This window comes from Anaerorhabdus sp. (genome assembly GCF_036657415.1).
GTDB lineage: Bacteria > Bacillota_I > Bacilli_A > Erysipelotrichales > Erysipelotrichaceae > Anaerorhabdus.
On sequence record NZ_JAVXGL010000006.1, the window covers coordinates 35,967 to 46,016 of the forward strand.

At 30.9% G+C, this 10,050-nt stretch carries 13 protein-coding genes; 10 read left to right on the forward strand and 3 right to left on the reverse strand.

Features of this window, described 5'->3' with window-relative positions; all coding sequences use genetic code 11:
* The first annotated feature begins 15 nt into the window (after nt 1-15).
* A complete protein-coding gene (mutY, locus tag RSB60_RS01795) occupies nt 16-1,026 on the forward strand; it encodes an A/G-specific adenine glycosylase (protein ID WP_332475287.1) in 1,011 nt (336 codons plus the stop codon).
* On the opposite strand, the gene RSB60_RS01800 is transcribed toward mutY, so the two are convergent.
* Nucleotides 989-1,942, reverse strand: a complete 954-nt coding sequence (locus RSB60_RS01800; protein WP_323380454.1) for a helix-turn-helix transcriptional regulator — start codon at nt 1,940-1,942, stop codon at nt 989-991. The two genes, mutY and RSB60_RS01800, sit on opposite strands and share 38 nt — an antisense overlap.
* A 96-nt stretch (nt 1,943-2,038) precedes the next feature.
* Here RSB60_RS01800 and RSB60_RS01805 point away from each other — a divergent pair, with 96 nt between their 5' ends.
* Both RSB60_RS01805 and RSB60_RS01810 read left to right on the forward strand, forming a co-directional pair.
* Nucleotides 2,039-2,578 carry a hypothetical protein gene (locus RSB60_RS01805; protein WP_332475288.1) on the forward strand — a complete coding sequence of 180 codons (540 nt, stop codon included), beginning with the start codon at nt 2,039-2,041 and terminating at the stop codon, nt 2,576-2,578.
* Nucleotides 2,579-2,599: 21 nt separating this feature from the next.
* A complete protein-coding gene (locus RSB60_RS01810) occupies nt 2,600-3,766 on the forward strand; it encodes a cation diffusion facilitator family transporter (protein ID WP_332475289.1) in 1,167 nt (388 codons plus the stop codon).
* 23 nt (nt 3,767-3,789) lie between these two features.
* On the opposite strand, the gene htpG is transcribed toward RSB60_RS01810, so the two are convergent.
* Complete coding sequence (gene htpG / locus RSB60_RS01815; protein WP_332516316.1) at nt 3,790-5,685, reverse strand: molecular chaperone HtpG; 1,896 nt, start codon at nt 5,683-5,685, stop codon at nt 3,790-3,792.
* Nucleotides 5,686-5,874: 189 nt separating this feature from the next.
* On the opposite strand from htpG, the gene RSB60_RS01820 reads away from it, so the two are divergent.
* Genes RSB60_RS01820 through RSB60_RS01830 form a run of 3 tightly spaced genes read left to right on the forward strand, consistent with a single transcriptional unit; the run spans nt 5,875 to nt 7,072 of the window.
* On the forward strand, nt 5,875-6,264 hold the full coding sequence (locus RSB60_RS01820) for a helix-turn-helix domain-containing protein (protein ID WP_323380450.1): 390 nt from the start codon (nt 5,875-5,877) through the stop codon (nt 6,262-6,264).
* A gap of 38 nt (nt 6,265-6,302) precedes the next feature.
* Nucleotides 6,303-6,734, forward strand: coding sequence for a DUF523 domain-containing protein (locus tag RSB60_RS01825; RefSeq protein ID WP_332614206.1), 432 nt, complete (start codon nt 6,303-6,305; stop codon nt 6,732-6,734).
* Nucleotides 6,731-7,072 (forward strand): iron chaperone, encoded by a 342-nt coding sequence (locus RSB60_RS01830; protein ID WP_332614208.1) that lies wholly within the window; start codon nt 6,731-6,733, stop codon nt 7,070-7,072. The genes RSB60_RS01825 and RSB60_RS01830 overlap by 4 nt, the downstream gene beginning before the upstream one ends.
* Nucleotides 7,073-7,091: 19 nt before the next feature.
* Here the strand turns inward: RSB60_RS01830 and RSB60_RS01835 are convergent, their stop codons facing one another.
* Nucleotides 7,092-7,871: a putative RNA methyltransferase gene (locus RSB60_RS01835; protein WP_332614210.1), complete on the reverse strand. Its 780-nt coding sequence runs from the start codon at nt 7,869-7,871 to the stop codon at nt 7,092-7,094.
* Nucleotides 7,872-7,972: 101 nt separating this feature from the next.
* Here RSB60_RS01835 and RSB60_RS01840 point away from each other — a divergent pair, with 101 nt between their 5' ends.
* The 4 genes from RSB60_RS01840 to RSB60_RS01855 all read left to right on the forward strand — a co-directional run.
* Nucleotides 7,973-8,635: a putative ABC transporter permease gene (locus RSB60_RS01840; protein ID WP_332491630.1), complete on the forward strand. Its 663-nt coding sequence runs from the start codon at nt 7,973-7,975 to the stop codon at nt 8,633-8,635.
* Nucleotides 8,635-9,024, forward strand: a complete 390-nt coding sequence (locus tag RSB60_RS01845; protein ID WP_323380445.1) for a hypothetical protein — start codon at nt 8,635-8,637, stop codon at nt 9,022-9,024. The genes RSB60_RS01840 and RSB60_RS01845 overlap by 1 nt, the downstream gene beginning before the upstream one ends.
* 49 nt (nt 9,025-9,073) lie before the next feature.
* Complete coding sequence (locus tag RSB60_RS01850; protein ID WP_323380444.1) at nt 9,074-9,514, forward strand: peptidylprolyl isomerase; 441 nt, start codon at nt 9,074-9,076, stop codon at nt 9,512-9,514.
* 3 nt (nt 9,515-9,517) lie between these two features.
* The coding region (locus RSB60_RS01855; protein ID WP_332614213.1) for a YitT family protein at nt 9,518-10,050 on the forward strand (533 nt) is incomplete at its 3' end.

Below are 10,050 nucleotides of genomic sequence, written 5' to 3' on the forward strand. Positions count from 1 at the left end.
ATGGGAGGACATAAAATGAAAGTTAGCGAAAAAATTGAAGACTGGTACCGTGCGAATTATCGTGATTTACCTTTTAGAAAAACAAGTGATCCTTATGCGATTTGGGTGAGTGAAATCATGGCTCAACAGACACGTATTGATACGATGTTACCGTATTATGAAACATGGATGAATAAGTGGCCTACAATTGAAAAACTTGCTCAAGCTGATTTGCAAGAAGTGTTAAAGGTTTGGCAAGGCTTGGGATATTATAATCGTGCGCGTAAGTTACATCAAGGCGCTATTACAGTGATGGAGAATTATGGTGGTATTATACCTAATGATCCCGATGAAATACAAAGAATAGAAGGTATTGGTGACTATACAGCAGGCGCTATTTTGAGCATAGCTTTTGGGGAAGAAGTACCAGCAGTTGATGGTAATGTTTTTCGCGTTATAACACGATATTTCGCATTAGCTGATGATATTACTAAGATTAGTACACGAAGGAAAGTTACGGAAATATGTAAGACATGGATGAAAGATTCAAATCCATCACATTTCACACAAGGACTTATGGAAATTGGTGCAATGGTATGTACGCCAAAGAAACCGATGTGTAGTTTATGTCCGCTTCAAGATGAATGTATGGCACATGAATTAGGCGTAGAAGAAAACTATCCAGTTAAAAGCAAAATGAAGGCTCCTAGAGAGCTAGAAGTATACACATATGTATTTGTATGTAAAGATGAGATTTGCTTAAGTAGTGATGATAGTGACGGTCTGATGAGAGATTATTACCGATTACCACAATTTGATTCACGCTATAACATTCAAGGCGAAGAATTAAAAAAGAGAAAGCATGTCTTTTCCCATCTTATATGGCATATGAACTGTTTTCTCGTATTTATGAATAAGAAGATTGAATTAGATAAATGTGCTTGGGTTAAAATGAAAGATGTTCATAATTATCCAATGGTAACAGCACATAAAAAGTTATTAAAGGATCTTAGTAAACTTCCTGAACTTCATCAATTAAATGTTTAATGTCTTCTATAAGTGAGGAAGGTGAAATAACTTTCACTTTCTTGCCAAATTGCAATAACCATCCAATAAAGTTGGTTGAAACAGTGCTTGATAAATTAATAGTAAAGGTTGAAGGACTTACTTTCTTTATAAATACATCTTGTCCAAAGGTATCAAAAACAATGTTAGTTAAGGACAAATCAAATTCTAGTGTAATATTTTCTATTTGTCCAAGTGTCATATTAAAATTAGTTGTTTTATATTTAGAAAGATTGAAATTCTTCTTTTCATTAAAATCATCTTGTAAAATAACTTGATCCATTTTATCAACACGATAGTGTGAAAAATTATTATATTTGGTTGAATAACCAATACAATAGTAACGTTGGTTTTCATAAAGAAGTGCATAGGGAATCAAATGATAAGGTGTCGAATCTTTTCGATACTTTTTTTGCTTGTCTATTGTGATATCAAAATACATAAATTGTATTGATGAATTTTTATTGATAGCATTTTGAATGGTATCTAACGAGTAGAAAATATTTTCATTTTTAAATTTATTAGGATTTTGAAAAAGTTGATGTTTGATGCTTTCTTGATCATAATGATTGAGACAGTTTAATAATTTTTTTTGAAGTTCACTTGTTTTCTTCTTTGTAAGAAAATCACTTGAAGCAATTGCATCAACAAGTAATTTGATCTCAATAATATCAAAGTCAGTAGAGGCTAAATAATATCCTTGGGGGCGATTATAAATAATATCAAGTCCCCATGTTTTTAATGTATCTATATCTTCATAAAGTGATTTTCTTTCAGCAACAATTCCTTTTGAATAAAGATAATCTTGTATATCAGGCATTGTGACAGAATTTGTTTCATTTGTATCTTGTTTGAATAAATCAATTAAATATAATAATCTAAGTTTTGTTGTATTCATCATATCACCCCTATAATCATATCATACTGTACTAAAAAAGGGACAGTTATATTTTCCTTGTGTGGTAAAGTATAAACACTTGAAGGAGGAACACTTATGAAATTAAAAAATGCTTATATCTTTATCCTTGCTTGTACGGTATTAGCATGTGATTATGCCATTGCTGGATATCCCACGCCATCTCTATTTTTATCTTGCACTGCCGCTATTCTTTCTCTAGGTGTTCTCAACCCTTCAAGAAAAATAATGGGTAAGTTTATTATCCAAAACATTTGCATCGCGATAATAGAGATTATTATACTCTTCTGCATTGGTCATGCTAGCACATGGTCTTATACCTTCTTAGCAATGAGTATTGTAATCTCTTGCGGATGCTGGAAAGTAGTTTATTTACGAAGTAAAAAATATATTAAAAATTTTATTTTAAATTCAATTCAAGTTATGTGTACCTTACTGATTATTGCGATGATTATGATTCTTTTATTACCACTATTGAGTATAAATATGCGTTTAGAAATATTGCAATTCTTAATTCTTATGTTTTCTCCGCTTTTAGTAACAATATCCTTTACTTATCTTCAAAAAAGTTTAAAATATAACATAAACCTTGAATCTAAAAAGGTGCGTTTACAATAAATTGAAGTTGAGAGGTAAGGCATGATTAACTTTTTGGTTAAGCGATTTGTAAAAAATTATAATGATATTGAAAATGAAAAAGTACGATCTAGTTATGGTACGTTAAGTAGTCTTGTTGGCATTGTGTGTAATGTTTTGTTATTTGCCGTAAAGTTAACTTTAGGCTTTCTAACAAATTCAATTGCGATAACATCAGATGCATTTAATAACTTGTCAGATTCTGCAAGTTGCATTGTTACTTTATTTGGATATAAGTTAGCTGCAAAGCCTGCTGATCGTGATCATCCATTTGGCCATGGAAGAATTGAATATATTGTCAGTTTCATTATTTCTGTGATTATTTTATTGGTTGGGTTTGAATTATTTAAAACATCAGTTGATAAATTGTTGAATCCAGAGCCAATAATTTATAGTACAGTAGTATTAATTTCATTGATTTTATCTATCTTTGTAAAATTATGGATGAGTTTATTTAATAGAACATTAGGTAAGAAAATAAATAATTCGGCAATGATTGCGACAAGTAAGGACAGTTTGAATGATGTCATTGCAACTTCGGCAACAATGATTGCCTTGGTTGGTTCATTGTTCACTACTTTACCACTGGATGGAGCAATGGGTATTCTTGTATCAATCTTTGTATTCATTTCTGGTATTGGAATTATTCGTTCAACAATTGATGAATTAATTGGACAACCTGTTGAAAAAGAACTGGTTGATAAAATAAAAGCGATTATATTAGCAAATCCAAAAATTTTAGGAATTCATGATTTAATTATTCATAATTATGGTCCAGGAAATATGATTGGTAGTGTGCATGTTGAAGTAGATTGTACGCAAGATTTCTTGGTTATCCATGATTTAGTTGATGAAATCGAAAGACGAATAGAAAAAGAATTACATATTATTATGACAATCCATATGGATCCTATTCAAATAGATGATGCTGTTGTCAATTCACATAAAGAATTGATGAAAGAGATAATTGCTTCAATTGATCCCAAACTATCCATGCATGACTTTAGGGTTGTGATTGGACCAACTCATACAAATTTAATTTTTGATTTACAAGTTCCATTTGAATTTTATTTGACAGCCGATGAGATTAAAAATCGCATTGATACGGAGTTAACAAAGAGAGAAGATAATATTTATACTGTAATCACGTTTGAGCATGGTTACTATTAAAAAAAGAGTTCATAATTGAACTCTTATTTATTTGCGTGAATCATCAAATCACAAATTTTATTTGCGTATGCGATTGGATCTTCAATTGGTAATCCCTCAATAAGTAATGCTTGATTATACAATACATCTGCATAGTCTTTAACTTGATCAGGATTTTTTTCATATGCCTTTTGAAGTGTTTTAAAGATTTCGTGATCAGGATTAATTTCTAGAATTTTATTTGCCTTAATACCTTGGCTGTTTGGTGCTTGTGATAAAACTTTTTCCATTTCAAGTGAAATTCCTTCATCAGAAACTAAACATACTGGATGTGATTTTAAACGAGAAGAGATTCGAACTTCTTTAACTTTATCTGTTAATGCATCTTTCATACTTGATAATAATGATTGATTTTCTTTAGCCTTTTCTTCTTTCTCTTTCTTTTCTTCTTCACTATCTAGTCCTAAATCTCCTTGATTGACAGATTTGAATTTTTTATCTTTGTAAGTATTTAAAATATTGATTGCGAATTCATCAACATCATCAATGAAATATAAAACTTCTAGATTTTTTTCTTGAAGTCTTTCCATTTGTGGAAGCTTCTTAATAGCGTCAATTGTTTCACCGCAAGCATAGTAGATTAAGTCTTGACCTTCTTGCATACGTTCTACATATTCTTCTAATGTTACGTATTTATCTTCTTTACTTGATTTAAATAGAATCAAGTTTTGAAGTGTATCTTTATGCATACCATAATCTTGGTAAATACCATATTTTAGTGTTAAACCAAAGTTAGTGAAGAATTTTTCATATTCTTCTCTTTCGCCTTTAAGCATTTCTTCAAGATTATTTTTAATTTTCTTTTCAATACTTTGGGCTAATACTTTCATTTGACGATCTTGTTGAAGTATTTCACGAGAGATGTTTAGATTTAAATCATCACTATCAATTAAACCTTTAACAAATCGGAAGTAATCAGGAAGAAGGTCTTTTGCCTTATCCATGATAAATACGCCTTTACAATAAAGTTGTAACCCTGGTTCATAATCAGCATTGTAGAAATTGTATGGTGTTTTACCAGGAATAAATAATAATGCATTATATGAAATATTACCTTCTACATTGTAATGGATAACTTTTTGTGGATCTTCCCAATCCATAAATTTACTCTTATAGAATTCATTATATTCTTCTGGTTTAATTTTCTTTCTGTTCTTCTTCCATAACGGAACCATTGAGTTAAGTGTTTTATTTTCTACTACTGTTTCAAATTCTTCAGGGTTATCACTCTTTGGTTTTTGTGTTTCTACCATCATTTCAATTGGATAACGTACATAATCTGAGTACTTTGTAACTAGTTGTTGGATTTGATAACTTTCAAGGAAGTCACTGTAATTGTCTTCAGCAGTGTCATCTTTAAGTTCAAGGGTGATTGTAGTTCCTACTTGATCTCTATCAATTGTATTGATTGTGTAGCCATCTTCACCTTCACTTACCCATGAATAAGCAATATCACCATGGATTGATTTAGTTTCAACAGTAATTTTCTTCGCAACCATGAATGCAGAATAGAATCCAACTCCGAATTGACCGATGATGTCAATATTTTTAGTCGCATCGTCAAGTTCCTTTTTGAACTCCAATGATCCACTTTTTGCGATAGTACCTAGATTTGATTCTAGTTCTTTCTCGGTCATACCGATACCAGTATCCGAGATAGTCAATGTTCGATTGGCTTTATCAGCACTAATATCAATTTTTAGGTTCTTTTTATCAATTCGCTTACCATCATCAGTAAGTGATAGGTAATAACGTTTATCCAAAGCATCTGATGCATTTGAGATTAACTCCCTTAAGAATATCTCGCGATTTGTATAAATAGAGTTAATCATTAAGTCAAGAAGTCTTTTGGATTCAGCTTTAAATTGTTTCTTTGCCATAGTATATTTCCTCCTTAGCACTCAATACTTGTGACTGCTAAAATAATATAACACCTATTTAAATAAATTTCAAGAGATTTATAAAAATCCCTTTTTTTTGTCATTTTAGACCGCATATAATCTACAAAAAAGAGAAATTAAAGAAATTAAAATTTATATAGTTTATACTGTACAACCAAGGGGGATGTAATGATTTCATTTGGAACAAGAGTGCAATATTTGCGTAAAAATAAGAATTTTACACAAAAAGAATTGGCAGAAATTTGCGGTGTTAGCGCCAAAGCAATATCACGATATGAAAATGATACAGCAGAACCGGATTTTGAAATGATGAAGAAAATAGCAAGTACATTTGATACTGATATTAACACTTTAATAGGATATGAGAATAAGAATAAAAAGATTCATAAAAATGACCTATTAATATCTAAACGTGAAATGGAGATGATCCTTGCGTATCGAAAATGCTCAAAAGAAAAGCAAAAATCAATCCGTCTATTTATTGAAATAATAAGTGAGGGAGAAAAGAATTATCCAAAATCAAATACAAAGGTATCATTGATTCATGAAAAGGAGTAGCACTCCTTTTTCTATGCTATAATTTTGGTGGTGATAATATGAAAGCAATTAGTGCATGTTTATGTGGTGTATGTTGTAGTTATAATGGAAAAAGTCATGAAAAACATAAATTTAAAGAAATGGTAGAAAATAATGAAGCAATTATGATCTGTCCAGAAGTTTTAGGTGGTCTAAATGTTCCAAGAACACCGGCAGAAAGAATAAATAATCGAATACTGACAGAACTAGGGGAAGATGTGACAGATGCATATCTTAAAGGTGCACAAAAAGCGGTAGAGCTATGCAAGAAATATCAGGTAACGGAAGTCATTTTGAAAGCTAAAAGTCCCTCATGTGGTGTAAATAAGATTTATGATGGTACATTTAGCCATACAGTTATAGAAGGCTATGGTGTTACGGCAGAACTATTATTGAAAGAAGGATTTACAGTGATTAGTGATGAAGACTATCTACAAGAGGACATAGTATGAATGAAGTTGAAAAATACATTGATGAGTTTCCAAAAGAAGTTCAGGAAAAATTAAATGAATTAAGAAAAAATATACTGGAATTGGCGCCAAATGCTCAGGAAAGAATCTGCATGAGAATGCCAACATATGACTTAAATGGTAAATGGCTTGTGCATTTTGCAGCTTTTAAAAAACACATAGGATTTTATCCTCAACCAGAGGGTATTGTTGCATTTCAAGATAAGTTAAAAGGCTATAAAACTACTAAGGGAACAATTCAATTTCCTATAGATGAATCTTTACCGATAGAACTAATTAGAGAAATAATTAAGTATCGTGTAAAAGAACAGACAAAATAAAACACCAAAGTACTGGTGTTTACTGTTTCTTATAAATTGTAATATAGAAATCAATTGTACAATCAAGCTGATGAAGACAATTGATTTTTTCTTTATCTTGTAGCGAAGTCTTGAAATAGTAGGGTGTCATCATGAATAGATTTAGAATATCTTCATTAGAATCACAGTGAATAAGTGAAGTAACGCGATGTGTAAAAATGTGCTTTAAATCTAAATCGATTTGTGGTTTTTCATTTAGATAAACAGTATCATAAATTGTCTTCTTCAATTCAAGCAGATGATTTTCAGCAGGAAATACACCGACAAAATATCCACCAGTAGTTAAAATTCTATTGATTTCATTGGTGGCTATAGGTGCAAATAAGGTAGTTACACAATCTACAGATTCTGTGGCAATTGGACAATCAAAAATAGAGGCGACACAATACTGTGAGCTCTTATCCTGTTTGCTTGCATATTGAATAGCATCTTTTGATAAATCGATTCCAATTTTGTTAGGACAATTAAAATCACGTGTATAATATCCTTCACCACAGGCGAGATCAACTAATGTATTAGGATTAATTTTATCAATTTCTTCGATTAGTTTTTTCTTTAAGGGAAGATAATAATTTTTTGATAAAAATGATGTACGAGCATGAATCATTTCTTTATTGTCACCATGAGATTTACTTTTATTTGTTAAATACAAATTAATATAACCACTCTTGGCTAAATCAAAATGATGGTTGTTTACACAACAAAAAGAATTTTCATTTTTGATTAAACTATTTTTACACAAAGGACAAATTAAATTCATAGAATACCTCTGAATATTATTGTAGCATGGTTCATATTAGAAAGCGTGTTTTTAAACAAAAAAAGTTACTATGATATAATTCTTCTTGAAAGGGTGATAGTATGGGGGTTCGAAAAAAAATATTTGGTGAGGGATATTGTTTTGAAAAAATATTCGCTTTCTTTATGGTTGGCTGTGTTGCAGGTGTAGTTTATGAGACGATTCTAGCGTTCGCAAGACATGGATTATTACAACCACATGTAGGATTAATTTATGGTCCTTTTAATCCAGTATATGGTATTGGATTTTCTTTATTTTATATTTTATTAGGTAAAAATGATTCACAACGAAATTGGTTTCTTACATATATTTATTGTTGTTTGATTGGTGGAGCAACAGAGTATTCAATTAGTTATTTGGAAGAAGTTTTATTACATACACAAGCGTGGGATTATTCTCATTTATTTTTAAATATACAAGGCCGTACAACGGTTCCTTTTATGATGTTTTGGGGATTGGGTGGAATTATACTTTTGAAACTTGTTTATCCATATCTATCCAAATGGATTGAGAAAATACCTTATCAATTTGGTAAAAAAGTGACGACATTTCTACTCGTTTTCATTTTATTTGATAGTGTAATAACATTTTCAGCGGAATTTAGACAAAGTCAAAGGGATAGAGGAATACCAGCGACAAATTTAGTAGCGCAATTACTTGATTACTATTTTCCTAATGATGTATTAGATAAAATATTTCAAAATGTGAAGGCGGTGAATGACTGATGAAAACACTATTTAAAGTATGTAGTTTCATTATGTTAGGCTCTGGTTTAGTGAATATTTTGATTTCTGGAAGTACTTTGATTTTAGAACCTTTGTCTGAATTAAATCGTGCTGTGATAATTATTAGCTTTTTAGTTCCAGGATGCTTAACTTTACTCACAGGACTATTTGGAATAATGAAGAAATCTTATCATGTGTTAATAACTTTTGGAACGCTTGCGATACTTATTCGTTCAATGATCTCTTTCCAAGGTTATAATGGCATAATACCAGTATTTCAGTACAATGATATATTGTTACCTGTAGCCTATACGGTTTTGGTTCTTTTAATAAATCATGATGAAATCGAAACAGATTTAAAAAATGATGAACAAATTAGTAACAAATAATATGGCATTCAATCGATAAAGAAAGTATAATTGTGACGAGGTGAAATTTATGACAAAAATATTAGGTAAAATCACAATGCAAAATGGGGCAGAGCTACCTTTTGAATTGTATCCAGATGAAGCACCAAAAACAGTTGAAAATTTTGTAAAATTGATTGAAGAAGGGTATTACAATGGAAAAACATTCCATCGTGTAATCCCAGGATTTGTTTCTCAAGGTGGCTGTCCTTATGGAACAGGAACAGGAGATTTAGGATATACAATTCCTTGCGAGACTGTGAATAATCCACATAAACATATTCCAGGAGCTTTATCAATGGCTCATCGTGGAAAAGACACAGGATGCTGTCAATTTTTTATTGTTCATGATCCACAACCACATCTAGATGGTGTGCATACAGTATTTGGTTTAGTTACAGGTAATCTTGGGGCAGTAAGAAATATGCAACAAGGGGATGTAATGGAAAAAGTAGAAATCTTCAAAGACTAAGATATGAAGAAGCAATCTCAATTACAAAGGATGTTCATGGTTCTTTTAGGAACATCCTTGTTTTCATTAGCTGTTAACTTCTTTATTATCCCCCATGGTTTGTATAATGGAGGATTTGTAGGAGTAGCCCAATTAATAATTGAATTATTAAATCGCTATACATCAATTAATCTTGCGAGTAATCAAGCTGGAATTATAAATATGTTGATTAATATTCCACTATTTGTGTTTACTTATAAGACATTGAGTAAAAAATTCTTTATGGGTTCATTAATTGGAATGTTGATGATTACAATTACAATGTCAATTATTCCAATACCGCAAGTACCAATACTACAAGATACATTAGCGTCCTGTATTATAGGGGCAATTATAGGTGGATTTGGTATTGGCATAACATTATTAAATGGTGCCAGTGGTGGCGGTTTAGACATCCTTGGTGTTTATGCAGCTCTTCATTGGAAAGGATTCAGTGTAGGCAAATTACAATTAATTATTAATGCTTATAAGAATGATGATTTAGGCGAAGCACAATT

Coding starts and splice junctions, on each gene's coding strand:
- mutY (WP_332475287.1), top strand. CDS start 16: ATGAAAGTTAGCGAAAAAATTGAAGACTGGTACCGTGCGAATTATCGT.
- RSB60_RS01800 (WP_323380454.1), bottom strand. CDS start 1,942: ATGAATACAACAAAACTTAGATTATTATATTTAATTGATTTATTCAAA.
- RSB60_RS01805 (WP_332475288.1), top strand. CDS start 2,039: ATGAAATTAAAAAATGCTTATATCTTTATCCTTGCTTGTACGGTATTA.
- RSB60_RS01810 (WP_332475289.1), top strand. CDS start 2,600: ATGATTAACTTTTTGGTTAAGCGATTTGTAAAAAATTATAATGATATT.
- htpG (WP_332516316.1), bottom strand. CDS start 5,685: ATGGCAAAGAAACAATTTAAAGCTGAATCCAAAAGACTTCTTGACTTA.
- RSB60_RS01820 (WP_323380450.1), top strand. CDS start 5,875: ATGATTTCATTTGGAACAAGAGTGCAATATTTGCGTAAAAATAAGAAT.
- RSB60_RS01825 (WP_332614206.1), top strand. CDS start 6,303: ATGAAAGCAATTAGTGCATGTTTATGTGGTGTATGTTGTAGTTATAAT.
- RSB60_RS01830 (WP_332614208.1), top strand. CDS start 6,731: ATGAATGAAGTTGAAAAATACATTGATGAGTTTCCAAAAGAAGTTCAG.
- RSB60_RS01835 (WP_332614210.1), bottom strand. CDS start 7,871: ATGAATTTAATTTGTCCTTTGTGTAAAAATAGTTTAATCAAAAATGAA.
- RSB60_RS01840 (WP_332491630.1), top strand. CDS start 7,973: ATGGGGGTTCGAAAAAAAATATTTGGTGAGGGATATTGTTTTGAAAAA.
- RSB60_RS01845 (WP_323380445.1), top strand. CDS start 8,635: ATGAAAACACTATTTAAAGTATGTAGTTTCATTATGTTAGGCTCTGGT.
- RSB60_RS01850 (WP_323380444.1), top strand. CDS start 9,074: ATGACAAAAATATTAGGTAAAATCACAATGCAAAATGGGGCAGAGCTA.